Origin of the sequence: Klebsiella sp. RIT-PI-d (genome assembly GCF_001187865.1) — a bacterium.
GTDB lineage: Bacteria > Pseudomonadota > Gammaproteobacteria > Enterobacterales > Enterobacteriaceae > Superficieibacter.
In genome coordinates this window covers 2093005-2119035 of the sequence record NZ_LGIT01000009.1, presented here as the reverse complement: position 1 = coordinate 2119035, position 26031 = coordinate 2093005, and the positions used below count along the sequence as shown (strand labels likewise).

Here is a 26031-nt window from a genome sequence, read left to right as displayed (position 1 = left end):
CGTGAATACATTAGAACATACCATTGGCCATACGCCACTGGTCAAACTTCAGCGTTTGGGGCCGGATAACGGCAGTGAAATCTGGCTTAAGCTTGAAGGCAATAATCCGGCTGGTTCGGTAAAAGATCGCGCCGCGCTGGCGATGATCGTCGGGGCAGAAAAGCGCGGTGAAATTCAGCCGGGTGATGTCCTTATTGAGGCCACCAGCGGCAATACGGGTATTGCGCTGGCGATGATCGCGGCGCTAAAAGGCTATCGCATGAAACTGCTGATGCCGGACAACATGAGCCAGGAGCGCCGCGCCGCGATGCGCGCTTACGGTGCCGAGCTGATCCTGGTGAGCAAAGAGCAGGGAATGGAAGGTGCCCGCGATCTGGCGCTGGCGATGTCTGAGCGCGGGGAAGGTAAATTGCTCGATCAGTTTAACAACCCGGATAACCCCTACGCGCACTACACTACCACCGGCCCGGAAATCTGGCAGCAAACAGCAGGTCGCCTGACGCATTTTGTCTCCAGCATGGGCACCACCGGCACCATCACTGGTGTATCACGTTTTTTGCGCGAGCAGGCCACACCGGTCACTATTGTGGGGTTGCAGCCGGAAGAGGGGAGCAGCATTCCGGGTATTCGCCGCTGGCCGGAGGCCTATATGCCGGGCATTTTTAATGCCGCCCTGGTCGATGAGGTGCTGGATATTCATCAACAGGACGCGGAAAATACCATGCGTGAACTGGCGGTGCGGGAAGGGATTTTCTGCGGCGTCAGCTCTGGCGGCGCGGTCGCGGGCGCGCTGCGCGTCGCCCGGGCAATCCCAGGCGCTATCATTGTTGCCATCATCTGCGATCGCGGCGATCGCTATCTCTCGACCGGCGTATTTGGTGAAGAACATTTCAGTCAGGGCGCAGGCATTTAATCGATATACGGCATATCACTATGGCGCGATATTCAGCGCCTTTTGCCCATTTCTGTTATCAGCGTAAGCAGATCATTCATTAGGGTTGATTTCAACATCAATCAGACGGTTTCGCAGGCGAGGAGATTTGCTAACTTTTGCAGAAACGCGCAAAATTCTTCCGCCTGAAGCCTGAGAGGTGGACTTCGGGCAATAACGGAAAACAGTGATGAGTGAGGCGTTAACGCGCGAGTCAGCGACGGGAGAAGGGTGTGGGACAGGACAGTGATATACAGTCAGTACTTTTTGACGACAAACATCGGGCATTACAGACCGATATTGTGGCCGTGCAATCTCAGGTAGTCTACGGCAGCGTGGGAAATAGCATCGCGGTACCAGCCATTAAAGCCAGTGGATTACGGGTTACGGCTGTACCCACAGTACTATTCAGTAATACGCCGCATTATGAAACGTACTATGGCGGTATTATTCCCGCTGAATGGTTTAGCGGCTATTTGCAGGCGTTAAGCGAGCGCGATGCGCTGCGCGAGCTGAAAGCAGTGACCACCGGTTATATGGGCAGCGCGGATCAAATTGCAATCCTGGCTGAGTGGCTGAAGGTTGTTCGATTACACCATCCGCAGATCGTTATTCTGGTCGATCCGGTTATCGGCGACATCGATAGCGGTATATATGTAAAAGCAGAGATCCCGCACGCTTATCGCCAGCACTTATTGCCTCTGGCGCAAGGGCTGACGCCGAATGTGTTTGAGCTGGAGATGCTGAGCGGAAAACCGTGCGGCACGCTGGAAGATGCGATTGTTGCGGCAAAATCACTGCTAACAGATACCTTAAAGTGGATCGTGATCACCAGTGCGCCCGGTGAAACCCGCGACACGATTAATGTTGCCGTAGTGACGGCCGCGAGCGTAGATGTCATTGCGCATCCTAAAGTCAAAACCGACTTAAAAGGCACCGGCGATCTCTTTTGTGCAGAGCTGATTAGCGCTCTTGTTAAGGGGGAATCGTTAACTCCCGCAACGCAGCATGCCGCTGAGCGGGTTCTGGCGGTGATGACCTGGACTCAGCAGTGCGGTTGTGATGAATTAATCTTACCTCCGGGCGAAAAATAAGCATAAAAAATGGCACCCTGGGGTGCCATTTTTCACTGCCGCAAGAATTACTTCTTGATGCGAATAACCGGAGTTTCACCCACGGTTACGCTGCCGGACAGTTTGATCAGTTCTTTGATTTCGTCCATGTTGGAGATAACAACCGGCGTCAGGGTAGACTTGGCTTTTTCTTCCAGCAGTGCGAGATCGAATTCAATGACCGGATCGCCAACTTTAACGCGCTGGCCTTCTTCAGCGATGCGTTTAAAGCCTTCGCCTTTCAGTTCAACGGTATCGATGCCGAAGTGCACAAACAGCTCTATGCCGCTGTCGGATTCGATAGAAAACGCATGGTTGGTTTCAAAGATTTTGCCGATAGTACCATCAACCGGTGCAACCATTTTGTTACCGGTTGGTTTGATAGCAATGCCATCGCCAACGATTTTTTCAGCAAAAACAACATCCGGCACATCTTCAATATTCACGATTTCGCCAGACAGCGGAGCAATGATCTCAATAGTTCCGGTGTCTTTTTTATCATCGGAAACCAGAGATTTTAATTTATCAAACAAACCCATGATCTTCTCCTAAGCAGTAAATTGGGCCGCATCTCGTGGATTAGCAGATTGTTTTTTCTTCAATGAACTTGTTAACCAGCGTCATTAACTCGTCCGTTGTCGGTTGAGCAAGAGCCTGCTCTGCTAATACCTTCGCATCTTCGAAATTCGTGTTACGAATGATTTTCTTAATGCGCGGGATAGAAATGGAGCTCATTGAGAACTCATCCAGACCCATCCCTAACAACAGAAGTGTAGCACGTTCGTCGCCTGCAAGCTCACCACACATGCCAGTCCATTTACCTTCTGCGTGAGAAGCATCAATGACTTGCTTGATAAGTGTCAGTACGGACGGTGACATCGGCTGATACAGATGTGAAATCATATCATTACCACGGTCAACCGCCAGGGTGTACTGGGTTAGATCATTGGTACCAATACTAAAGAAATCGACTTCTTTCGCCAGATGACGGGCAATGGTTGCCGCAGCCGGTGTTTCCACCATCACGCCAATCTCAATGTTTTCGTCAAAGGCTTTACCTTCGTCACGCAGTTCTTGTTTGTAGATCTCAATCTCTTTACGCAGCTCGCGAACTTCTTCTACGGAGATGATCATTGGGAACATAATGCGCAGTTTACCGAAAGCAGACGCACGCAGGATAGCGCGAACCTGGTCACGCAGGATCTCTTTACGATCCAGTGCGATACGCACGGCACGCCAGCCGAGGAACGGGTTTTCTTCCTTCGGGAAGTTCATATACGGCAGTTCTTTGTCGCCGCCGATGTCCATGGTACGTACGATCACTGCCTGAGAACCACATGCTTCAGCAACGGCTTTGTATGCTGAGAACTGTTCTTCTTCGGTCGGCAGAGCGTCACGATCCATAAACAGGAATTCAGTGCGGTACAAGCCAACGCCTTCTGCGCCATTACGCTCTGCACCGTCGACATCGCGAACGGTACCGATGTTGGCGCAAACTTCAACCTGATGGCCATCAAGGGTGATAGCAGGCAGGTCTTTCAGCTTAGCCAGTTCCGCTTTTTCACTGGCAACCTGCTCCTGAACGGCGCGCAGTTGCTCAATTTCGTCGTTAGTTGGGTTGACGTAAACTTTGTTGTTCACGGCATCCAGAATCAGATAATCGCCGGTTTTCACCTGAGACGTAATGCTACCGGTGCCCACAATCGCTGGCAGTTCAAGGGAACGCGCCATGATAGAGGTGTGGGAAGTACGGCCACCAGCGTCAGTGATAAAGCCCAGCACCTTTTGCAGGTTCAGCTGCGCAGTTTCTGACGGGGTGAGGTCAGCAGCAACGAGGATCGCTTCTTCCTGAATAGAGCTCAGGTCGATGATCGGCATACCGAGGATGTTGCGCATTAAACGCTTACCGATATCACGTACGTCAGCCGCACGCTCTTTCAGGTATTCGTCATCCAGCTCTTCTAAAGCAGTTGCCTGTCCTTCGATAACTTCATGCGCTGCGGCGTCCGCAGTCATGTACTTATCTTTAATCAGGGCTATGATTTCCTGCTCCAGCTCCTCATCTTCAAGCAGCATAATATGCCCTTCAAAGATGGCTTCTTTTTCTTCGCCGAAAGTCTCGCCAGCTTTGGTTTTGATGGCTTCCAGCTGGGCAGACGCTTTGGCGCGACCGCTCAGAAAACGTTCAACTTCCTGATTGACCTTATCGGCAGAAACCTTTTTCCGGTCGATGACAATCTCATCTTCTTTCAGCAGCAGTGCGTTGCCAAAAGCGATACCCGGGGATGCTAAAATGCCTGAAATCATAACCCTACCTTACTTGTGACTGATATTGAAAAGAACCCTTTTACTTACTCGAGTTCAGCCATCAGTTTAACCAGATGCTCAACTGCTTTTTGCTCGTCTTCGCCTTCAGCGGACAGGGTAACAACGGTACCCTGAGTCAGGCCCAGAGTTTGCAGTTTGAACAAGCTTTTTGCGCTAGCGCTTTTGCCGTTGGACGTCACAGTAATTTCGGAAGTAAAACCTTTTGCTTCTTTCACGAACTGAGCTGCAGGGCGGGTGTGAAGACCGTTAGGAGCGGTAATAGTCACTTCTTGCTGGAACATTATATTTCCCCAACTTATAGGTTTAGTGTTGTGGATCTAAAGTTTAGCCTGTTGAGCAAACTTTAGCCTGGAACAATAAGCGCCTGCATCAACGGTTACGACAGAGTTATCTGTAAACGTAATCCGGAACAGGAACTACTGGCCGTAGACGTTTAGCGCGTCGTTAAACATTATGCCGCGAAAGCGAGATTTGAACCAAATCATAAAATCGATTCAGCCAGTGGAAAAGCCACTTTTGAATAATTTCGCGGATCAAAATAATTCTGCTGGTTAAATACCAGACATGGTGGGGTGAAGCAATGCCTGGAGGGCGAAAAATTTGAAGTGCGCCACAAAAAAAACACCCCGCAGGGTGCTTTTTTACGCAATCTTTACAACCTGGTATTACTGTTGCAACTCTTTCTCTGTGAACAGATCGGCAAAAAGTGCAGTACTCAGATAGCGCTCACCCGAAGAGGGTAGGATAACCACAATATTCTTATTGGTAAAGCTTTCATCTTCCTGTAATTTCAGCGCGGCAGCAACGGCTGCACCAGAGGAGATGCCTGCCAGAATACCTTCTTCTTCCATCAACTTACGTGCCGTTGAGATCGCCTCTTCATTAGTAATGGCAACCACTTTATCGACCAGATTAAGATCAAGGTTACCCGGGATAAAGCCAGCGCCAATACCCTGGATTTTATGCGGGCCGGGTTTTAGCTCCTGGCCTGCCAGCGCCTGGGCGATAACCGGAGAATCCGTCGGTTCAACCGCAACCGTAATCAGATCCTGCTTACCCTGGGTTTTTTTGATGTAGCGGCTTACGCCGGTCAGCGTACCGCCGGTGCCTACGCCAGAGATAAAGACGTCAACCTGGCCATCGGTATCCTCCCAGATTTCTGGTCCGGTAGTTTTCTCGTGAATTTCCGGGTTAGCCGGGTTGCTGAACTGCTGAAGTAGCAGATATTTAGAGGGATCGCTGGCCACGATTTCTTCTGCTTTCTGGATAGCCCCTTTCATGCCTTTAGCGCCTTCGGTCAGCACCAGATTAGCACCCAGCGCTTTCAGCAGCTTGCGACGTTCAACGCTCATGGTTTCTGGCATGGTCAGCGTCAGCTTATAGCCGCGAGCCGCCGCAACGTAGGCGAGTGCGATACCGGTGTTACCGCTGGTCGGCTCAACAAGCTCAATACCCGTTTTTAGTACGCCACGTTTTTCAGCATCCCAAATCATGTTGGCACCGATTCGGCATTTTACGCTAAAGCTCGGGTTGCGTGATTCTACCTTCGCCAGAATGCGTCCGTTACCGATGCGGTTCAGTCGAACCAATGGCGTATGACCGATAGTCAGCGAGTTATCTTCAAAAATCTTACTCATGGCCTGTCCTTAACTGTTTGAAATTTGGGATGACGCTACCAGCATACCTGCTCAGAGAATATGCGGAAGTAAGCATTTCGCATATCTATATGCTGCTAAGAAATAATGGCAACCCGTATGGAATAAGCAGCAGGATAATTTAATCCTGGCGCTTTACCGCCACAGAGCATGGCGCTGGCGGTAGTCGTCTACCCACATCGCGGTCGCGCCGCATATTGCGACGGGCATAATCACCAGGTTAACGAACGGGATCATCGTAAACACATTGACCACCGTGCCAAACTGCATGTTGGTCATTTTTCGGCTACGAAGCGCCTCTTTCATTGTCCGAAAAGGAACTTTATGGTTATCAAAGGGATAGTCACAATACTGGATAGCCATCATCCAGGCGCTGAACAGAAACCACAGCACCGGCGCGACTGTCTGGCCGATGCCCGGAATAAAGTAGAGTATGAGTAAAACGACCGCACGTGGCAGATACCACGCCAGCTTTTGCCATTCACGCTTCATTACGCGCGGCAGATCTTTCATTATGCCCAGCACGCCGGTATCAGGCGGCGTTGCGCCGGTCAATCGCGCTTCAAGCTGTTCGGCCAGCAAACCGTTAAAAGGCGCGGCAATCCAGTTAGCGAGGGTGGAGAAGAAATAGCCGAATACCAACAGGATGGATATTACGGCCAGCGGCCAGATGAGATAGCTGAGCCACTGTAGCCAGTCAGGCACGTAACTTAGCAGGGCAGGTATCCAGTTATCGAGGCGGGTAAATAACCACCAGAACGCGCCCCCCATCAGTAGAATATTAATCAGTAATGGCATAAAAACGAAACGCCGAATGCCGGGAAGGGCGATCAGTTTCCATCCCTGGGAAAAGTAAAAAAAACCGCTGCGTGGCGAAGCTGGAGAAGATGACGTCATGGTTCAGGCAAAGCTCCTTTTACGGCTGCCAAATGAGTAACGCGTCTATATTATCCGTTCAGGCAGCAATGACCAGATGAGAAATGTTCGAAAAAGCAGCAAGAAGCACGATTTAGCGCATCTTTATGCAGTGAAATCTGCGTGCGCACTTGCACTCAACGTAATCGGCAAATACTCTTAAGGAGTAAATGTTTGCCGTGGTGGCAAGGTGTTAGAACAACAGAGAATATAATGATGCAGGATTTGCGTCTGATATTAATCATTGTTGGCGCGATCGCCATAATCGCTCTTCTGGTTCACGGTTTCTGGACCAGCCGTAAAGAGCGCTCTTCTATGTTTCGCGATCGCCCACTTAAGCGCATGAAATCGCAGCGTGATGATGAGGAGTCTGATAGCCGCGATTTTGACGATGAGGTTGAAAGCGTAGGAGAAGTGCGCGTTCAGCGGCCGGCTAACGCCCATACTGCGGCTGGAGGGCATGAAGCACCTCAACAACCGCAGCACCGCTACCAGCCGCCTTATGAATCGGCGCAGCCCCGTCAGGTTCCTCCTGTCACGTCACAGGATGCTCCGGTTCCGCCGCCGTCTGCGCCTGCTCAACCACAGCCGCCTGTTCAGCCACAATCGGCTAACCAGCCGCAACCTCAGGTGCAGCAGCCTGCGCATGTACAGGCTCAGCCGCCGGTCCAGCCGCAGCAGCCCGTGCGCCCGCCTCAGCCGCAACAGCCACCGGCACCGCAGTATGCGCCGCACCCGGAACCGGTTTTTGAGCCGCAGCCGGCACCGCAGCCTCAACCTCAACCTGTTGAAGCGGCACCAGCGCCAGAAAAACCGAAACGTGCAGAGACGGTTATTGTCATGAACGTTTCTGCGCATCAGGGCGCACAAATCAGCGGCGAGTTGCTGATTAACAGTATCCAGCAGGCAGGCTTTAAATTTGGCGAAATGAATATTTTCCACCGTCATCTCAGCACTGATGGCAGTGGTCCGGTACTCTTTAGTCTGGCGAACATGGTAAAACCCGGCTTCTTCGAATCCGAATCCATGACCGATTTCGTAACGCCAGGCGTGACCATGTTTATGCAAGTCCCTTCCTACGGTGACGAGCTGCAAAACTTCAAGCTGATGCTGCAATCCGCGCAGTATATTGCTGATGAAGTGGGCGGCGTGGTACTCGACGATCAGCGTCGGATGATGACGCCGCAAAAGCTGCGTGAGTATCAGGATCGTATTCGTGAGGTGAAAGAAGCTAACGCCTGAGGCGGGCTGCTTCACTCTTAATTCTGAACCCCCGCATGTCGGGGGTTTTTTATATTTATGGTGTGATATGGACTCTATTGAACAACAGCTGACAGAACTGCGAACCACGCTTCGCCATCATGAATATCTTTATCATGTAATGGACACGCCGGAAGTGCCCGACGCCGAATACGATCGCTTAATGCGTGAACTGCGCGAAATTGAAACCCGGCACCCGGATCTGATCACCCCTGATTCACCCACTCAACGTGTTGGCGCCGCGCCGCTGGCATCGTTTAGTCAGGTGCGCCATGAAGTGCCGATGCTCTCTCTGGATAACGTGTTTGATGAAGATAGCTTTCTGGCGTTTAACAAGCGTGTGCAGGACCGGCTCAAAAACACCGATGCGTTGATCTACTGTTGTGAACTCAAACTGGATGGCCTGGCGGTCAGTATCCTTTATGAAAATGGGGTGCTGGTGCGCGCTGCGACGCGCGGCGATGGAACGACAGGCGAAGACATCACGACGAATGTCCGCACCATTCGCGCCATTCCGCTTAAACTGCACGGTGAAGGTATCCCGGCACGTCTGGAAGTGCGCGGAGAAGTGTTTCTTCCACAAAGTGGTTTTGAGAAAATTAACGAAGATGCGCGCAAAAAGGGCGGCAAAGTTTTTGCTAACCCGCGTAATGCGGCAGCCGGATCGCTGCGCCAGCTCGATCCCCGCGTTACGGCAAAACGTCCGCTCACCTTCTTTTGCTATGGCGTTGGCATTCTGGAAGGCGGTGAACTGCCGGCCAGCCACATGGGGCGTTTACAGCAGTTTAAAGCCTGGGGCCTGCCCGTTAGCGAACGCGTGCGCCTGTGCGACTCTCCGGAAGCAGTACTGGCCTTCTACCATAAAGTGGCTGAAGACCGTCCGGGCTTAGGTTTCGACATCGATGGCGTAGTCATTAAAGTCGATTCTCTGGCGCTTCAGGAGCAGCTGGGCTACGTTTCCCGCGCTCCGCGTTGGGCGGTTGCATTTAAATTTCCGGCCCAGGAACAGATGACGATGGTGCGTGACGTCGAGTTTCAGGTCGGGCGTACCGGCGCAATTACCCCCGTAGCCCGCCTGGAACCGGTGCAGGTGGCAGGCGTGCTGGTCAGTAATGCGACCCTGCACAACGCGGATGAAATCGAGCGGCTGGGTTTGCGCATTGGCGATAAGGTGGTTATCCGCCGCGCCGGAGATGTGATCCCGCAGGTAGTGAATGTTGTGCTTACCGAACGTCCTGATGAGACGCAGCCGGTCGTTTTCCCGGCACACTGTCCGGTCTGCGGCTCTGATGTCGAACGCGTTGAGGGCGAGGCGGTAACGCGCTGCACCGGCGGGTTAATCTGTGGCGCGCAGCGAAAAGAAGCGCTTAAGCACTTTGTCTCTCGCCGGGCGATGGACGTGGACGGTATGGGCGATAAGATCATCGATCAGCTGGTTGAAAAGGAATACGTGCATACGCCCGCCGATCTTTTTCGTCTGACGGCAGGTAAACTCACCGGGCTGGATCGTATGGGTCCTAAATCAGCACAAAACGTGGTTAACGCGCTCGAGGCGGCAAAAGAGACAACGTTTGCCCGCTTTCTCTACGCGCTGGGTATTCGCGAGGTCGGTGAATCAACGGCAGCGGGTCTGGCCAGTTATTTTGGCACGCTGGCTGCGCTTGAAGCCGCAACGGTTGACGATCTGCAAAAAGTTCCCGATGTCGGCATCGTGGTCGCAAAGCACGTATTTAACTTCTTCGAGGAAGAGAGCAACCGGGATGTTATCCGCCAGCTGGTTGAAGACGTCGGGATCCACTGGCCTGCGCCGGTGGTGGTGAAGGCAGAAGAAATTGACAGTTTCTTTGCCGGCAAAACGGTGGTTCTGACCGGCAGCCTGAGCCTGCTGTCTCGCGATGATGCTAAAGACCGTCTGGCCGCGCTAGGGGCAAAAGTGTCCGGCAGCGTGTCGAAGAAAACCGATCTGGTCATTGCCGGTGAAGCCGCGGGTTCAAAACTGGCGAAAGCACAGGAGCTGGGCATTGAGGTTATCGATGAAGCGGAAATGATCCGCCTGCTGGGGGACTAAGTGGAGAAAGAGCAGCTTATTGAGATGGCGAATACCGTGATGCCGTTCGGGAAATATCAGGGCCGCAGGCTTATTGATGTCCCGGAAGAGTATCTGCTGTGGTTTGCACGTAAAGATCAATTTCCCGCCGGGCGGCTGGGCGAATTAATGTCGATAACGCTGCTTATCAAAACCGAGGGGCTGACACAGCTGGTTCAGCCCCTGAAACGTCCGCTTTAACCTTTTGCCAGGCTGGTTTCTGCCTGCAACCGTTCAGTCTGGCGCTTATAGCGACGCGCCATGACTGCACAGACCATCAGCTGAATTTGATGGAAAATCATCAGCGGCAATACCATCATACCGATCGCCGATACCGGAAAAAGAATATTCGCCATTGGAATACCGTTCGCCAGACTCTTTTTCGATCCACAGAAGACGATAGTAATTTCATCTGCTTTATTGAAACCGGCTTTGCGCGCCACAAAAACGTTAACGGCAATCACAATCGCCAGCAGCACCAGGCTTACCACCACGATGAACAGGAGCGAGCCGGGCCCGACTTTATGCCAGATGCCGTTTACGACTGCTTCGCTAAAGGCAGAGTAGACCACCAGCAGAATCGAGGTTTGATCGGTTTTACCAATCCACTTCTTATGCCTGGCCACCCAGTCGCCAATCAGCGGACGTGAAAGATGACCGAGAACGAACGGCAGCAGCAGCTGGAGCATGATTTTTCCGACCTGCTGTAAACTTCCCTCTGCACCATGCATGTTCATCACCAGCCCGACCAGCAGCGGCGAAAGAAAAATCCCCAGCAGGCTGGACGCTGAAGCCGAACACACGGCGGCGGCAACGTTGCCGCCGGCAAGGGAGGTAAACGCAATGGCGGACTGGACTGTCGCAGGAAGAATGCACAGATAGAGAAACCCGGTGTAAATCTGCGGATCAACATTTACCGGCGCCCACCAGGCAAAAAGCACACCCAGGACCGGAAACAGGATGAACGTACTGCACATCACCCACAGATGCAAACGCCAGTGGCTTCCGCCGGCAACAATCGCCTCCCGTGAAAGCTTGGCACCGTGCATAAAAAACAGGAGTGCGATGGCGGCGGTGGTCAGCCACTCAAAATATTCTACAAAGTGACCGCGTGCCGGAAAGAACGAGGCCAGCAGGACCACAGCGATCAGCGTCAGCGTAAAAGGATCAAGAATACGGAAAAATTTCATAAAGGCTCCTGAAGATCGATAACGCTATTGTGCTTTTTTCCATTTGAGAAATAAAATTGATTTATTGCATCTATATATGAATAAAAAATATGAATTACTCACTGCGTCAGCTTCGTGTTTTTATCACCGTGGCCCAGGCGAAAAGTTTCAGCCGGGCAGGGGAGATCGTGGGATTAAGTCAATCGGCGGTCAGTCACAGCGTAAAAGAGCTTGAGCGGCAGACTGGCGTACGCTTGCTTGATCGAACCACCCGTGAAGTCGCGCTGACCGAGGCGGGCCAGCAACTGGCATCGCAACTTGAAAGAGTGCTTGAGGAGCTGCACAGCACCCTGCGTGACGCCGGAAGAGTCGGTACACAGTTAACCGGTAAAGTCCGAATCGCCGCCAGCCAGACTATTTCCGCACATCTTATTCCGCAGTGCATTGCACAAAGCAACCGATGCTATCCGCAAATCGATTTTGTTCTGCACGACAGGCCGCAGCAGTGGGTTCTGGAAAGTATTCGTCAGGGAGAGGTGGATTTCGGTATTGTCATCGATCCGGGTGCGGTTAACGATCTACAGTGTGAAACTATTTTGTCTGAGCCTTTTTTATTGCTGTGTCGTGAGGATCACCCATTTGCCGGATGTGAAAGTATTTCCTGGCAGGCACTACAAACGGAGCGGCTGGTGCTACAGGATTATGCATCCGGTAGCCGACCGTTGATTGATGCTGCTCTGACCCATTTTGCCGTCGATGCTACTATCGTGCAGGAGATCGGCCACCCGGCGACGCTTTTTCCGATGGTTGAAGCAGGCATTGGCATTAGCGTACTTCCCGCGCTGGCGCTTCCACTTCCTCAGGACAGCCATTTGATCGTCAGGCCGCTGACGCCGGGCGTGGAGCGGCAATTAATGCTGGCACGCAGAAAAAATCGTTCGCTTTCAACCGCAGCTCAGGCGTTATGGGAAATTGTCCGCGCCCAGGCAGATGAAATGGCCTCTCAGCGTAAGCACGATCCGCTCTATCAAATATAGATATCGATTTGATTGTTGGCAGAAGGACGGTTAACGCCTTCGACTTTTTGCGCCTGCGCTTGTTCCTGCTGAGCTGATTCCAGTTGCTTGCTTTGCAGCATAGCAAGCTGAGCCTGGAGCATCGCAATCTGCGACTGAATCAACTCCTGCTGTTTCTGCTTATCTTCTGCACCGAGACTGGAGTCTGCCAGCTCTTTAAGCTGCTGCGTCAGTTTGGTTATCTGCCGATAAATACCGGCGATTTCTGAAGAGGCACTGCTGCCACTGCTGTGCAAAGGAGGGGTAGAGGCGGAAATCGTGGTCATCGTGGACTCCTGTCAAATCGCTAATGCACAATTATCGACCGATAAACGTAATACTTGATACCCGGCGGGCTGATAAAACGCAGATAGCAAAAAAGCGCCTTTAGGGCGCTTTTTTACATTGGTGGGTCGTGCAGGATGACTCGGCTTCGCCTCGCCCTTCGGGCCGTCGCCGCAGGCGGCTCCGTTGTCTCGCTGCGCTCGGCCCGAACCTGCGGCAGGTTCGAATCTCAGGTATCGCAGATAGCAAAAAAGCGCCTTTAGGGCGCTTTTTTACATTGGTGGGTCGTGCAGGATTCGAACCTGCGACCAATTGATTAAAAGTCAACTGCTCTACCAACTGAGCTAACGACCCGAAGTGGTGGGTGATGACGGGATCGAACCGCCGACCCCCTCCTTGTAAGGGAGGTGCTCTCCCAGCTGAGCTAATCACCCACTTCGGTACTTCAATTTACTGCAAGAAATCCAGCTGGCGAGAAAGTGGTGGGTGATGACGGGATCGAACCGCCGACCCCCTCCTTGTAAGGGAGGTGCTCTCCCAGCTGAGCTAATCACCCACTTCTCAATTTCTTGCTTCACACGGCGGAGACTACCGAAGTAGTGGTGGGTGATGACGGGATCGAACCGCCGACCCCCTCCTTGTAAGGGAGGTGCTCTCCCAGCTGAGCTAATCACCCCCGCTGTGTGGAGTCGCATTATAGGGAGAGTTGAAAATGAGTCAACGCCTTTTCTTAAGTTTTTGTTCGTTCGTCGTAAAATTAAACAAAACTCAGCCTGAAGACCCGATCCAGTCTGATTTATAAACAAAATCAGGAAAGCATGACCTTCTGAGAGTAACAACATTGAGGAATCAGGCGGGAGTGATAGAATATCTGCCACGAATTTTTCAGGATTTGCCGGTTGTCGGCATCTTTATTAACGTAAGGCCCTTTCATGAAAATCAAAACTCGCTTCGCGCCGAGTCCAACCGGCTATCTGCACGTTGGTGGCGCACGTACCGCTCTTTACTCCTGGCTTTTTGCCCGTAACCACGGCGGTGAGTTTGTCCTGCGTATTGAGGATACCGACCTCGAACGTTCTACCCCGCAAGCAATTGAAGCGATTATGGACGGGATGAACTGGCTGAGCCTGGAGTGGGATGAAGGTCCGTACTATCAAACCAAACGCTTTGATCGCTATAACGCGGTTATTGATGACATGCTGAAAGTGGGCACTGCCTATAAGTGCTACTGTTCCAAAGAGCGCCTGGAAGCGCTGCGTGAAGAACAAATGGCGAAAGGTGAGAAGCCTCGCTACGACGGCCGCTGCCGTCACGGTGACGAGCATCACGCTGAGAACGAGCCGTGCGTAGTGCGTTTTGCCAACCCACAGGAAGGTTCAGTCATTTTTGACGATCAGATCCGCGGGCCGATCGAGTTCAGCAATCAGGAGCTGGACGATCTGATTATTCGTCGTACTGACGGTTCACCAACCTACAACTTCTGTGTCGTTGTTGATGACTGGGATATGGAAATCACCCACGTGATCCGCGGTGAAGATCATATTAACAATACGCCGCGCCAGATTAACATTCTTAAAGCGCTGAATGCGCCAGTCCCGGTGTACGCCCACGTCTCAATGATCAACGGCGACGACGGTAAAAAGCTCTCCAAGCGTCACGGTGCGGTAAGCGTAATGCAGTATCGCGATGACGGTTATCTGCCGGAAGCGCTGCTGAACTACCTGGTGCGTCTGGGCTGGTCAAGCGGCGATCAAGAGATCTTCAGCCGTGAAGAGATGATCAAGCTGTTCTCGTTGAATGCGGTCAGTAAATCTGCCAGCGCGTTCAATACGGAGAAATTACAGTGGTTAAACCATCACTATATCAATACGCTGGCCCCGGAATATGTTGCGACGCATTTACAGTGGCACATTGAGCAGGAAAATATTGATACCCGTACCGGTCCGCAGCTGAGCGAGCTGGTAACGCTGCTGGGTGAGCGCTGCAAAACGCTGAAAGAGATGGCACAAAGCTGCCGCTATTTCTATGAAGACTTTGCTGAGTTTGACGCTGACGCTGCGAAAAAACACCTGCGTCCGGTTGCGCGTCAGCCGCTGGAAGTGGTTCGTGACAAACTGTCAGCGATTACCGACTGGTCAGCCGAAAACGTTCATCACGCGATTCAGGCGGCGGCGGACGAGCTGCAAGTGGGGATGGGTAAAGTCGGTATGCCGCTGCGCGTAGCGGTGACCGGGGCAGGCCAGTCTCCGGCACTGGACGTCACGGTCCATGCGATTGGCAAGACCCGCAGCATTGAACGCATCGCTAAAGCATTGACGTTTATTGCCGAGCGCGAAAGCCAGCAATAGCAGCCGTATGCATGTCAGGGGGAGAGGTTTCTGCCCCTGACATAACGTCGCTAGCTCTCGTCGCTGACAATCTTCAGCCGCTCCAGAAAAATCTGCGTCCCCTGCCTTCTTAAAAAGCCAAGAACCCGCTGTAGCTCATCCGGCGTCAAACTTTGCAGGATTTGGGATATCTGCTGTAGCGGATTGTCCAGATCAACAGCGCCATATTCCAGCGTGCTGTCGCTGGCCTGGAAAGGAATGGTGCGGTGACGCAACGCCGGAACGTTGGCCAAATATTCACGTACCCGCGGGTCGATATGTATCAGTCTTGCTCGTCCACCTTTAACGCCCGGAATTTTCTCGGTACGCCACTTTTGTTCGCGCACCCAGCGATTGACTGTCTGATTCTTTACCCCAAGGCATTCGGCTAACTCATGCGAGGTCATTTTACTTTGCAATGTGATCATGATGATTGGTCGCGAATTCCGAGACGCTCCAGCAAACCCGTAATGCCTTCACGCAGTAAAAGTGAGGTAAGTCGTTTTTGTTCGATATCGGTCATTTCATTGGCCAGGGTCAGAAGCAGAACGTCAAACGACGTGTCGTTAATCGTTGTCTGATAAATCGCGGTATCTTCTGAAACTCGATGAGCGCTGCGGATAAAGGCCCGTACATTTTCATCAACGTGAACAAGACGTGCTTTACCTCCCTGAACGCCAGGCTTGGGCGAGGTCTCCCATCCTTCCTTACGAACCCACTTGTTAATCGTCTGTCGGCTGTAGCCGGTGATACGTGCGATTTCTTCCGGCGTCATTCGTTCCTTGAACATACTATTCCCTGAGTAGATGTGTGGAATTAGTCGTTCCTGTTATAGCATCTTTTTACAGGAAAGCGTGACAAGATTGGTCACGTGCTGCGAGACGGCTCGCAACCTTATTGGGGTTTGACTGCTTTTTCAGCAAACGAAAGAGGGAAACTGAATTTGCCGTTGACACTGGAGGAGGGAATTCATATTATGCCGCCGTCTACTCGACAAGCTTTACGTAACGGGGCTATAGCTCAGCTGGGAGAGCGCTTGCATGGCATGCAAGAGGTCAGCGGTTCGATCCCGCTTAGCTCCACCAAATCCTGCTCCCATCAGGTTTGGTACGTAAAGATACTGTGGGGCTATAGCTCAGCTGGGAGAGCGCTTGCATGGCATGCAAGAGGTCAGCGGTTCGATCCCGCTTAGCTCCACCACCATTCAGACCCTCGCCTTTGGCGGGGGTTTTTTATTTGTCTCAACATCGAATTTCGATCTCTGTTTCTTCCCTTCTATTATCACCATTCCCTGGCGACAGACGTAAAAAAGCCGGGAACGTGTCCCGGCTTATAAAACGCGTGGATTACAGTACGAGCGCAGCGATTGACGCAGACAGCACGCTGACCAGCGTGGAGCCGTAAACCAGCTTCAGACCAAAGCGAGAAACAACGTTACCCTGTTCTTCGTTCAGACCTTTGATTGCCCCGGCAATAATACCGATAGATGAGAAGTTCGCGAAAGACACCAGGAAGACGGAGATAATGCCCAGAGAGCGCGGAGACAGTTCTGCCGCCACTTTCTGCAGGTCCATCATGGCCACGAATTCGTTCGAAACCAGTTTGGTCGCCATAATGGTGCCGACCTGCTGCGCTTCACCTGCCGGCACGCCCATGACCCAGGCAACCGGGTAGAAGACATAGCCCAGGATGCCCTGGAACGAAATGCTGTAGCCAAACCAGCCAGTCACCGTGGAGAACAGCGCGTTCAGGGCGGCAATCAGCGCGATAAAACCAATCAGCATTGCTGCAACAATAATGGCCACTTTAAAACCGGCCAGAATGTATTCACCCAGCATTTCGAAGAAGCTCTGTCCTTCGTGCAGGTTAGACATCTGGATGTTTTCTTCATGCTCATCAACACGGTACGGGTTGATCAGTGACAGAACGATAAAGGTACTGAACATGTTAAGCACCAGTGCGGCAACAACATACTTAGGTTCAAGCATGGTCATGTACGCACCAACGATAGACATGGATACCGTTGACATCGCGGTCGCCGCCATGGTGTACATGCGGTTACGTGACATCTTGCCAAGAATATCTTTATAGGCGATAAAGTTCTCGGACTGACCCAAAATCAGCGAGCTGACGGCGTTGAAGGATTCCAGTTTGCCCATGCCGTTAACTTTTGACAGGACGAAGCCGATAGCACGGATTACAATCGGCAGTATGCGGATGTGCTGCAAAATACCGATCAGGGCAGAGATAAAGACGATAGGGCACAGTACTTTCAGGAAGAAGAAAGCCAGACCCCCTTCGTTCATTTTCCCGAAAACAAAATCAGTACCTACGTTCGCAAAGCCAAGAAGCTGTTCGAACATTTCGGAGAAGCCTTTCACAAAACCCAAACCGACATTTGAGTTAAGGAAGAACCAGGCCAGTAAAACTTCAATAACCAGAAGTTGTACGACATAGCGAATACGAATCTTTTTACGATCGTTGCTGACAAGCAGAGCGAGCAGCGCAACCACGACTAATGCCAGGATAAAGTGAAGGACGGCGGACATATTTGCTCCGAATATGAGGCAGGTTTAATTTTCTTGCACATTCTATGTAACAACACCAAAGAAAACGAGATCAAACGCGCAATATAGTAAGTTCCTGTGAGCAATCTCAAAAATAGTGATCTGTAAGACGTTTTAATTATGTCGAACAAAATGGGGAAAAATTGCGTTGATGTACTACTCTGTTAACATTATTACCAATAAATAAAACAAATATCTTCTCCATTAGTTATCCAGCCCGCCTATTGTTTCGGCCTATCAGAGAAATCAATTTCAATCACACAAATGATCTTGATAATCATTCTCATTTTGATAGCATGAAACATAGCAAAGGCTATATTTTTGAGGCAAAGAATGAGCAATGGTCGCGTTGATAGTGGTACCGGTAAAGGTGCGCGTAGGTTAAGGCTGGCGCTGATGGGGCCGGCATTTATTGCCGCTATTGGCTATATTGATCCCGGCAACTTTGCCACTAACATTCAGGCCGGTGCGAGTTTCGGCTACCAGCTTTTATGGGTCGTTGTCTGGGCAAACCTGATGGCAATGCTCATCCAGGTCCTTTCCGCCAAGCTGGGCATTGCAACAGGCAAAAATCTGGCAGAGCAAATTCGCGACCACTATCCTCGCCCACTGGTATGGTTTTACTGGGTGCAGGCCGAAATTATCGCCATGGCAACCGATTTAGCTGAATTTATCGGGGCGGCAATTGGTTTCAAAATGCTGCTGGGCGTGTCGCTATTGCAGGGCGCGGTATTAACCGGTATCGCAACCTTTTTGATCCTGATGCTCCAGCGTCGCGGACAGAAACCGCTGGAAATGGTGATTGGTGGTCTGCTGCTGTTTGTCGCTGCGGCCTATATTGTTGAGCTGATTTTTTCCCGCCCGGAACTGGCCGCCCTGACCCGGGGGATGATTATTCCGGCACTGCCAGGGACGGATGCGGTCTTCCTGGCGGCAGGCGTGCTGGGTGCAACTATCATGCCTCATGTGATTTATCTTCACTCTTCGCTGACCCAGAATCAGCGTGGTACGCGTAAAGAACGCTACTCTGCCACGCGCTGGGATGTGGCATTTGCCATGACCATTGCCGGATTTGTTAACCTGGCGATGATGGCTACCGCCGCGGCGGCCTTCCATTTTAACGGCCATACCGGAGTGGCCGATCTGGAAGAGGCGTATCTCACGCTTGAACCCCTGCTTAGTCATGCCGCAGCAACGGTATTTGGTTTAAGTCTTGTTGCCGCCGGACTCTCCTCCACGGTTGTGGGGACGCTGGCCGGGCAGGTGGTCATGCAGGGCTTCATTCGTTTTCATATCCCGCTGTGGGTACGTCGAACGGTGACAATGCTGCCGTCGTTTATTGTCATTCTGATGGGACTCGAGCCGACCCGTATTCTGGTCATGAGCCAGGTACTGCTCAGCTTCGGTATTGCTCTGGCACTGGTCCCGCTACTGATGTTTACCAGTAACCGTGAGCTAATGGGCGAACTGGTGAACAGTACGTTGATTAAGCGAACCGGATGGCTCATTGTGGCGCTGGTGGTGGTACTCAATGGCTGGCTATTGGTCGGCACAGTACTGGAGTTATTACGTTAAAACGCCGTGGCCTTTTCAGGTCACGGCGTTATTTTAGTGATGATGTCCGTGGTGACCCGGACCACGAGGGCCGGGATGACCTCGGCCCGGTGGTCCGCGACGATCGTGGCGATCGTGCCAGCCTTCACGGTAGCCCCGCTCATAAGCCCGACGATCGTCCCATCCGCGTGCGCGGGGAGGCTCATGCCGCCACCAGCGATTTTTTCGCCACTCGTAGTTTCGATGCCAGTAATCATTACCGCGCCAGCGATCGCCGTCCCAGTAGTTACCTGAACGATCGCGATCGCCAATCTGCAATTTCACGGAGGGTAGCAGAGTGATTTCTGCCGCGCTGGCGATAAGCGGAGCAGTTGAGGCGGCCAGAAAAGCAGCCAAAATCAGCGATCTGAACATAATTTTCTCCTTCACGACCGGAAACGATATCGGCCTGTTAACCAAATATTACGGGGCGGTAAAGTCCTGTAGCATCCGTTTAACTCTTAAATTACGTGAGGGAGCATTTTTTGCTAAAAAAACTACCCGGCGCCGTTGAGAAGAGCATCAATCGCCGCGCACTCCTGTTCGCTGAAAGCGCGGTTTTTCAACATGTCTACAGCATCATCAAGTTGCGCAGTCTTACTGGCACCAATAAGCACTGAGGTGACGCGGTCGCCGCGCAGTACCCACGCCAGGGCCATCTGTGACAGCTTCTGCCCGCGCTTTTCTGCCAGGGCATTAAGCTGGCGGATTTTCTCCATTTTGCCGGCGGTAAGGTGCTCCGGATTTAAAAAGCGACTGCCGCTGGCGGCACGCGAATCTGCCGGAATACCGTTCAGATAGCGGTCCGTTAACAGACCGCCAGCAAGCGGGGAGAATGCAATACTGCCCACCCCTTTTTCGCCAAGCACATTCAGTAACTCCTCCTCGATCCAGCGCTCAAACAGTGAATATTTAGGCTGGTGAATAAGGCAAGGCGTGCCCAGATCGTTGAGAATATCGATTGCCTGGCGGGCCAGTTCGGCCGGGTAGTTTGACAGTCCGACGTAGAGCGCTTTGCCCTGGCGAACGATATGATCCAGCGCGCGCATGGTTTCACTGAGCGGCGTTTCAGGGTCGGGACGATGGTGATAAAAAATATCAACGTACTCCAGCCCCATTCGCTTCAGGCTTTGGTCCAGACTCGAAATCAGGTATTTACGTGAACCCCAGTCGCCATAGGGGCCTTCCCACATGGTATAACCGGCTTTGGAGGAGATAATCAGCTCATCGCGATACGGCAGAAAATCCTCGCGCAGGATACGACCAAAGTTACTTTCAGCCGATCCTGGCGGCGGACCGTAGTTATTGGCTAAATCAAAATGGGTAATGCCAAGATCGAAGGCGTGTTGCAGCAGCTGGCGGCTTTTTTCCACCAGAGTGGCATCGCCGAAGTTATGCCATAGCCCCAGCGATACTGCCGGGAGTTTTAATCCGCTTTGGCCACAGCGACGATATTCCATACGCTGATAACGCGCGGGATCTGCCTGATAAACCATGCTTTATCCTTATTGAAAGACCAATGTATGCGTTTACACAGTACAGGCTTTCCTACATGATTTCCTGATGGCGTTCACAAAAATGTTGTTAGCACGAAGAGACGATGCTCATCGTCACTGTGCAACCACGGACACCTTGATTTTAAGGGGATTACTCTTTTTTACGCTGGGCCATAAGCATGGGCTTACCCGCCAGTAACAGCCACGCCGGCAGCATCACGATACACAGCAGCGGCAGCAGAGTGGTATCAGGAACCACTACCGCAGCCATAAACAGGCTAAGCCAGGCATCGCGGGTAACCACCAGTACCAGCCCAAGAATGGCGCAGGACACGGTGATTGCCGCAGGTACTGCATCAACATGCGCATGCAGCCCCAGGCCCAGGGCAACGGCAACGAAGACTGCCGGGAAAATGCGTCCGCCCCGAAAACCGCAGGCGGCAGCAATAACCAGCGCCGCCAGTTTTACCATCGCGACCAGTAAGAAAGCGGATGCGCTTAGCGTCTGGCTAAAGCCCAGCTGTTGCATCTCATCCAGACCTTTAAAAAGGGTAATATGGCCCCCGATGATGCCAAGAATACCGAGCGCAAATCCGCCCACGCCAAGAATAGCGACCGGGTATTTAAGGCGGTGCATCAATGCGTGCAGACGTGGTAAGCACCATACCGCTACCATCCCCACGGCAATAGAGATCGTGACGACGACCGCGCCGCTGACAATATCAATCAGTTTTAGCTGGGTATAATGCGGGATCGCCAGCGAAAACTGCGGATGAAAAAACAGGCCTGTCGTGAGCGCACCGGCCGCGGCCGCCAGCAGCGGGGCGAATAAGCGATCCCACATGGGCACATCATTATTGCCACTTAACGTTTGTGAAAAAATCAGCGCCGCGGCAATCGGCGTGCCGAACAGCGCGCCAATGGTTCCTGCGGAGGCCAGAATGGTCCATTCCAGCGAGCTTGCGCGCGGAAAAAGCCGGGTGCCAAGCGCTACCGCAAGGGCAATATTAACGGCCATTATCGGGTGTTCAGGTCCAAGGCTGACGCCCCCCGCAAGGCCAAGAATTAAGGCAATAACCAGTCCTGGTAGCGCCCCGGTGCTGACCGGGGCGCCAATCAGCGGCTCACAAGCCGGATCGGGGCCAGCGTGGCCCGCGCTATACTGGATAACCAATCCAACGGCTATCCCCGTTAGCGTCAGGATAATCACTATCCATAACGAAGAGTCCAGCGCAACGCCCAGCCTCGTCGGGATACTTGTCCAGAGAACAAACTGAAGCATTGCAGCAATTTTCATCACTATGACAAGGATGACGCTGGATGCAACTCCGATGCACAGGGCGGGCACAGACATGACCAACATGGATCTGGCTCGCGGATGGAGCATGATGATTTCCTTTTAGCTGAATTCGGGCATCACTTTGCCCATACTCTGACATAGTGTTAGTGCAAATGGTGCTGAAACGGTAAAGTTATTCTGTGATACAGCTCTATAATCCACGGGCACTTATGATATGGACATTGTTGTTAGGTCGTCATGAACTTACAGTGTGCCAAAAGATTTATTCTGACTTTAGCGGAGCAGTAAAAGAATGACAAAGTATGCTTTAGTAGGGGATGTAGGAGGCACCAACGCCCGCCTGGCGTTATGTGATGTTGCCAGCGGCGAGATTTCGCAGGCCAAAACGTACTCAGGGCTGGATTACCCCAGTCTGGAAGCGGTGGTGCAGGTTTATCTGAAAGAGAATGCCGTAGAAGTTGAGGACGGTTGTATCGCCATTGCCTGTCCGGTAACCGATGACTGGGTAGCAATGACCAACCATACCTGGGCGTTCTCCATTGCCGAAATGAAAAAAAATCTGGGCTTTGCACACCTGGAAATTATCAACGATTTCACTGCCGTATCCATGGCCATCCCTGTGCTTAACGCAGAGCACCTGATTCAGTTTGGTGGCGCAGAAGCCGTAGCGGATAAGCCGATTGCCGTGTATGGAGCCGGAACAGGTCTTGGCGTTGCGCATCTGGTTCACGTGGATAAGCGCTGGGTGAGCCTGCCGGGTGAGGGGGGGCACGTCGATTTCGCGCCAAACAGTGAAGAAGAAGCCATCATTCTTGAAGAATTGCGTGCCGAGCTGGGCCATGTTTCTGCCGAACGCGTTCTTTCCGGACCCGGGCTGGTTAATCTTTACCGGGCGATTGTGAAATCAGATTCCCGCCTGCCTGAGAATCTTCAGCCGAAAGACATTACCACGCGCGCGCTGGAAGATAGCTGCACCGACTGTCGTCGTGCCTTATCGCTGTTCTGCGTCATTATGGGTCGCTTTGGCGGTAACCTTGCGCTTACTCTCGGTACATTTGGCGGCGTATACATCGCGGGGGGCATCGTCCCGCGCTTCCTCGAATTTTTTAAAGCATCGGGCTTTCGCGGTGGCTTTGAAGATAAGGGCCGCTTTAAAGCCTACGTACAGGATATTCCGGTGTACCTGATCGTGCACGATAACCCTGGATTGCTGGGGGCAGGTGCGCATCTGCGCCAGACGCTTGGGCAGACGCTGTAAAACGGATCCAGCGTTGCCGGGCGTGGCTTTTCAATACTGCCCCCGGCGACGTTACAGGTGCATTAACTGGCGGAACTCTTTTACCTTACTGCGGCTCACCGGCACTTCAAATTCGAGGTCGCGCAGGCGCAGGATATAAGTATTGTTGAACCATGGCTCTATCTCGCGGATCTTATTCAGATTCACACAGTACGAGCGGTGGCAGCGGAAAAAGTGCGACGGCGGCAGCTTGCTACAAAACTCAGTGATGTTCATTGGCATCACCCAGGATTCGCGTTTGGTGTAGACAAACGTCATTTTTTCATGAGCTTCAGCATAATAGATATCATTAATGCTGGTGACATAAATGCGCTCATCCTTAATTAAATTAATGGTGTCATTTTCACGCGCGATCGCAGGCGTAACGCCGACGCCCGACTGCTGCTGCCACGCACTTTCCAGCTTTTGCAGCATAGTAATGATCCGCGACTCCTGATAAGGCTTCAGGATATAGTCGAATGCTTCCAGCTCAAACGCTTCTACCGCATGTTCTTTCCACGCGGTAATAAACACGATAAAAGGCTTATGCGCAAACTGGCTGATATTCTGAGCCAGCAGTACGCCGTCCAGTGACGGAATATTGATATCCAGAAACAGGGCGTCAACTTTGTTGTGTTGTAAAAATTTCAGGACGTCGAGGCCATCATCAAAGGTGCCGACTATCTCCATCTGGCTATGCTCTTTGATAAGCCAGCTCAGCTCCTGCTGAGCCAGAATTTCATCTTCGACAATAATAACTTTCATCGTTTCTCCCGTCAGGTCAGCAGCGTAGCAGGCGCAGCAAGAGGCGTGCGCGCATTAGGCACATAGAAGGTAATTTCAGTACCCGGCTCCAGCCGACGAATGTGAAGCCCTTCACCATACAGTAATTTAACCCGATGGTGGACGTTAAGCAGGCCGATTTTATTGCCCGGCATTTCGTTGGCTTCGACACGCTCAATAACCTGAGGATCGATTCCATTGCCGGTATCCCTTACGCTAATCCGCACCCGATTGCCGGATTCGGCAATTCCGATGGTGACAACCCCTTTACCTTTACAGGGCTGGATGCCATGGACGATGGCGTTTTCCACCAGCGGCTGAATAAGCAGACTGGGAATAACGCAGCTCACTTCATCATCAATATCATAAATCACCGTCAGTTTGTCGCCAAAACGCGCCTGCTCAATCGCAATATAGTCCTTAATCTGATAAAGCTCTTTTTTAATATCGATCTGCTCATCATCATTTAGCTCGATGTTATAACGCAGGTAGCGAGAAAGATTATAAATCAGCTGGCGTGCAGTATCCGGATTGAGTCGAATAGAAGAAGAGATTGCATTCAGGGCATTAAACAGAAAATGGGGATTGATTTTGCTCTGTAACGCACGCAGCTCTGCTTTATTTGCCATCTCCCGCAGCTGCTCTGCCCGGGAAACCTCCAGTTGAGTAGAGATTATCTGCGACAGGCCAATCGCCATCTCCTGCAATGAAGAGGTAATTTGATGCGCATGACAATAATAGATTTTCAGGGTGCCGGTTACGATACCTTTCTCCCATAGCGGGATCACCAGCATGGAGTGTATTTCCGGTGTCCGGTGAGCTTCATCGTTATTTTTAATGATGATATTCCCGGCGTTGATCGCCTGGCGGGTGGTAGGACTGATAGAGTCATCATTGTCATGGTAGTTATCTTCACCCACGCCAACATAAGCCAGTACGCGTTCATTATTAGTAATTGCCACTGCATCGGCATGAATATCGCGGCAAATAATATTGCAAACCTGACGCAGCGATTCGGCATTCACATTACGAAACAGCGGAAGCGTTTTGTTGGCGATATCCAGCGCCAGTTTGGCCTGGCGAGCGGCGCTGGCCTCCTTTTCACCTTCCACGCTACGCACCAGCAAGACAATAAAGCCAATACAGACGCTACCAAGAATCATCGGGACGCCGATTTTAGAGACAATATCTACGCCCAGGGTTAGCGTCGGGGCCAGCACAACCACGAGGATCATGGTCAGCGTTTCGCAGAGCATTCCGCCGAGTATTCCGACCCGCCAGTGCTGTGCTTTAGGGACTTTTTGATGAATCAGGCCTGACAAAATACCTGCAACGATACTGGTAATAAAACAGGGTATTGCGGTAACACCGCCGATATCAATAAGGTAACGATGGGTCCCGGCAATAATGCCGGTAATAATCCCGACCCACGGCCCAAACAGGATCCCCCCGGACATTACCGCAATGATCCGCACATTGACCAAAGAGCCTTCCACCGGTACGCCTGACCAGGTGCTGAAAAGCGCGAACAGAGAAAAAATAGCGGTTACCGCCAGCAACTCTTGCGGCGTATGGGCGGATTTATGCAGCAGCTCGCGAAACAAACGAATGCGGATCAGAAAAAACAGGCAGATAAGCATCAACGCTGCGCGATCAAAAACCGCCAACAGCATAGTAAATATTTCGTGCATGCGGTGACCATGTAAAACGTGTGAGAAGACTATGATAAAAAACCTGGCGACAGATGACCAGCAGCATGTATTTTTGCTGAATGAGGAAATACCACAAAAATAAAAGGGGATTGGATAAAGGCCGCGCGCGGATGGGTATGTCTCAGACCCGCATCGGCTGGCA

The 26031-nt window shown here is 52.0% G+C and carries 24 protein-coding genes, 6 tRNA genes and 1 other RNA gene; 11 read left to right on the top strand and 20 right to left on the bottom strand.

What is annotated here, in order from left to right; genetic code table 11:
* The first annotated feature begins 1 nt into the window (after position 1).
* Positions 2-913 (top strand): cysteine synthase CysM, encoded by a 912-nt coding sequence (cysM, locus tag AC791_RS16280; RefSeq protein ID WP_049841437.1) that lies wholly within the window; start codon positions 2-4, stop codon positions 911-913.
* A 251-nt stretch (positions 914-1164) separates the two neighbouring features.
* Positions 1165-2025 carry a pyridoxine/pyridoxal/pyridoxamine kinase gene (pdxK, locus tag AC791_RS16275; RefSeq protein WP_049841436.1) on the top strand — a complete coding sequence of 287 codons (861 nt, stop codon included), beginning with the start codon at positions 1165-1167 and terminating at the stop codon, positions 2023-2025.
* A 47-nt stretch (positions 2026-2072) separates the two neighbouring features.
* Here the strand turns inward: pdxK and crr are convergent, their stop codons facing one another.
* The 5 genes from crr to cysZ all read right to left on the bottom strand — a co-directional run bounded on the left by crr (position 2073) and on the right by cysZ (position 6923).
* On the bottom strand, positions 2073-2582 hold the full coding sequence (gene crr / locus AC791_RS16270; RefSeq protein ID WP_049841435.1) for a PTS glucose transporter subunit IIA: 510 nt from the start codon (positions 2580-2582) through the stop codon (positions 2073-2075).
* 40 nt (positions 2583-2622) lie between these two features.
* Positions 2623-4350, bottom strand: a complete 1728-nt coding sequence (gene ptsI, locus AC791_RS16265; RefSeq protein WP_049841434.1) for a phosphoenolpyruvate-protein phosphotransferase PtsI — start codon at positions 4348-4350, stop codon at positions 2623-2625.
* A gap of 44 nt (positions 4351-4394) precedes the next feature.
* The gene (ptsH, locus tag AC791_RS16260; protein WP_002913505.1) at positions 4395-4652 is read right to left on the bottom strand and encodes a phosphocarrier protein Hpr; all 258 of its coding nucleotides are present in this window, start codon (positions 4650-4652) and stop codon (positions 4395-4397) included.
* Between the two features lie 384 nt (positions 4653-5036).
* On the bottom strand, positions 5037-6008 hold the full coding sequence (gene cysK / locus AC791_RS16255) for a cysteine synthase A (protein ID WP_049841433.1): 972 nt from the start codon (positions 6006-6008) through the stop codon (positions 5037-5039).
* 153 nt (positions 6009-6161) lie between these two features.
* The gene (cysZ, locus tag AC791_RS16250) at positions 6162-6923 is read right to left on the bottom strand and encodes a sulfate transporter CysZ (RefSeq protein WP_049841432.1); all 762 of its coding nucleotides are present in this window, start codon (positions 6921-6923) and stop codon (positions 6162-6164) included.
* A 231-nt stretch (positions 6924-7154) separates the two neighbouring features.
* On the opposite strand from cysZ, the gene zipA reads away from it, so the two are divergent.
* From zipA to AC791_RS16235, 3 genes are all read left to right on the top strand, one after another.
* Complete coding sequence (zipA, locus tag AC791_RS16245) at positions 7155-8183, top strand: cell division protein ZipA (protein WP_049841431.1); 1029 nt, start codon at positions 7155-7157, stop codon at positions 8181-8183.
* A gap of 67 nt (positions 8184-8250) precedes the next feature.
* Positions 8251-10269: an NAD-dependent DNA ligase LigA gene (gene ligA, locus AC791_RS16240; protein ID WP_049841430.1), complete on the top strand. Its 2019-nt coding sequence runs from the start codon at positions 8251-8253 to the stop codon at positions 10267-10269.
* Positions 10270-10488 carry a DUF3820 family protein gene (locus tag AC791_RS16235; RefSeq protein ID WP_049841429.1) on the top strand — a complete coding sequence of 73 codons (219 nt, stop codon included), beginning with the start codon at positions 10270-10272 and terminating at the stop codon, positions 10486-10488. It abuts the gene before it with no gap.
* On the opposite strand, the gene AC791_RS16230 is transcribed toward AC791_RS16235, so the two are convergent.
* Positions 10485-11477: a bile acid:sodium symporter family protein gene (locus AC791_RS16230; protein ID WP_049841428.1), complete on the bottom strand. Its 993-nt coding sequence runs from the start codon at positions 11475-11477 to the stop codon at positions 10485-10487. The two genes, AC791_RS16235 and AC791_RS16230, sit on opposite strands and share 4 nt — an antisense overlap.
* A gap of 89 nt (positions 11478-11566) precedes the next feature.
* Between AC791_RS16230 and AC791_RS16225 the strand changes: the two genes are divergently transcribed.
* The gene (locus tag AC791_RS16225; RefSeq protein ID WP_049841427.1) at positions 11567-12493 is read left to right on the top strand and encodes a LysR family transcriptional regulator; all 927 of its coding nucleotides are present in this window, start codon (positions 11567-11569) and stop codon (positions 12491-12493) included.
* Here AC791_RS16225 and AC791_RS16220 read toward each other — a convergent pair.
* The 6 genes from AC791_RS16220 to AC791_RS16200 form a co-directional block, all read right to left on the bottom strand.
* Positions 12484-12798 carry a FlxA-like family protein gene (locus AC791_RS16220; RefSeq protein ID WP_049841426.1) on the bottom strand — a complete coding sequence of 105 codons (315 nt, stop codon included), beginning with the start codon at positions 12796-12798 and terminating at the stop codon, positions 12484-12486. The two genes, AC791_RS16225 and AC791_RS16220, sit on opposite strands and share 10 nt — an antisense overlap.
* A 119-nt stretch (positions 12799-12917) precedes the next feature.
* A non-coding RNA gene (locus AC791_RS20000) (RtT sRNA) lies at positions 12918-13041 on the bottom strand.
* A 33-nt stretch (positions 13042-13074) separates the two neighbouring features.
* Positions 13075-13150: transfer RNA gene (locus AC791_RS16215), tRNA-Lys, on the bottom strand.
* Positions 13151-13154: 4 nt separating this feature from the next.
* A tRNA-Val gene (locus tag AC791_RS16210) sits at positions 13155-13230 on the bottom strand.
* Between the two features lie 46 nt (positions 13231-13276).
* A tRNA-Val gene (locus AC791_RS16205) sits at positions 13277-13352 on the bottom strand.
* A 44-nt stretch (positions 13353-13396) separates the two neighbouring features.
* Positions 13397-13472: transfer RNA gene (locus tag AC791_RS16200), tRNA-Val, on the bottom strand.
* Positions 13473-13728: 256 nt separating this feature from the next.
* Here AC791_RS16200 and gltX point away from each other — a divergent pair.
* The gene (gene gltX / locus AC791_RS16195) at positions 13729-15144 is read left to right on the top strand and encodes a glutamate--tRNA ligase (protein ID WP_049841425.1); all 1416 of its coding nucleotides are present in this window, start codon (positions 13729-13731) and stop codon (positions 15142-15144) included.
* A 50-nt stretch (positions 15145-15194) separates the two neighbouring features.
* Here gltX and AC791_RS16190 read toward each other — a convergent pair whose 3' ends face one another.
* The gene (locus tag AC791_RS16190) at positions 15195-15590 is read right to left on the bottom strand and encodes a YfeC-like transcriptional regulator (RefSeq protein ID WP_049841424.1); all 396 of its coding nucleotides are present in this window, start codon (positions 15588-15590) and stop codon (positions 15195-15197) included.
* Positions 15587-15952 (bottom strand): YfeC-like transcriptional regulator, encoded by a 366-nt coding sequence (locus AC791_RS16185; RefSeq protein ID WP_049841423.1) that lies wholly within the window; start codon positions 15950-15952, stop codon positions 15587-15589. Before AC791_RS16185 ends, AC791_RS16190 begins: the two co-directional genes overlap by 4 nt.
* A gap of 219 nt (positions 15953-16171) precedes the next feature.
* Here AC791_RS16185 and AC791_RS16180 point away from each other — a divergent pair.
* Positions 16172-16247, top strand: a tRNA-Ala gene (locus AC791_RS16180).
* A gap of 39 nt (positions 16248-16286) precedes the next feature.
* A tRNA-Ala gene (locus tag AC791_RS16175) sits at positions 16287-16362 on the top strand.
* Positions 16363-16508: 146 nt separating this feature from the next.
* On the opposite strand, the gene AC791_RS16170 is transcribed toward AC791_RS16175, so the two are convergent.
* Complete coding sequence (locus AC791_RS16170; RefSeq protein ID WP_049841422.1) at positions 16509-17711, bottom strand: NupC/NupG family nucleoside CNT transporter; 1203 nt, start codon at positions 17709-17711, stop codon at positions 16509-16511.
* Positions 17712-18062: 351 nt separating this feature from the next.
* On the opposite strand from AC791_RS16170, the gene AC791_RS16165 reads away from it, so the two are divergent.
* A complete protein-coding gene (locus AC791_RS16165) occupies positions 18063-19304 on the top strand; it encodes an Nramp family divalent metal transporter (RefSeq protein WP_049841421.1) in 1242 nt (413 codons plus the stop codon).
* A gap of 33 nt (positions 19305-19337) precedes the next feature.
* Here AC791_RS16165 and AC791_RS19995 read toward each other — a convergent pair whose 3' ends face one another.
* The 3 genes from AC791_RS19995 to AC791_RS16145 form a co-directional block, all read right to left on the bottom strand.
* The gene (locus AC791_RS19995) at positions 19338-19697 is read right to left on the bottom strand and encodes a DUF2502 domain-containing protein (RefSeq protein ID WP_072094372.1); all 360 of its coding nucleotides are present in this window, start codon (positions 19695-19697) and stop codon (positions 19338-19340) included.
* Between the two features lie 122 nt (positions 19698-19819).
* Entirely contained in the window at positions 19820-20818 is a 999-nt protein-coding gene (gene mgrA, locus AC791_RS16150; RefSeq protein WP_049841418.1) for an L-glyceraldehyde 3-phosphate reductase, read from the bottom strand.
* Positions 20819-20969: 151 nt separating this feature from the next.
* On the bottom strand, positions 20970-22205 hold the full coding sequence (locus AC791_RS16145; RefSeq protein WP_049841417.1) for an ion channel protein: 1236 nt from the start codon (positions 22203-22205) through the stop codon (positions 20970-20972).
* Between the two features lie 205 nt (positions 22206-22410).
* On the opposite strand from AC791_RS16145, the gene glk reads away from it, so the two are divergent.
* Positions 22411-23376: a glucokinase gene (glk, locus tag AC791_RS16140; protein WP_049841416.1), complete on the top strand. Its 966-nt coding sequence runs from the start codon at positions 22411-22413 to the stop codon at positions 23374-23376.
* A 51-nt stretch (positions 23377-23427) separates the two neighbouring features.
* On the opposite strand, the gene AC791_RS16135 is transcribed toward glk, so the two are convergent.
* Together AC791_RS16135 and AC791_RS16130 are read right to left on the bottom strand one after the other, a co-directional pair.
* Entirely contained in the window at positions 23428-24159 is a 732-nt protein-coding gene (locus AC791_RS16135; protein ID WP_049841415.1) for a LytR/AlgR family response regulator transcription factor, read from the bottom strand.
* Positions 24160-24170: 11 nt separating this feature from the next.
* Positions 24171-25868 carry a sensor histidine kinase gene (locus tag AC791_RS16130; protein WP_049841414.1) on the bottom strand — a complete coding sequence of 566 codons (1698 nt, stop codon included), beginning with the start codon at positions 25866-25868 and terminating at the stop codon, positions 24171-24173.
* Positions 25869-26031 lie beyond the last annotated feature (163 nt).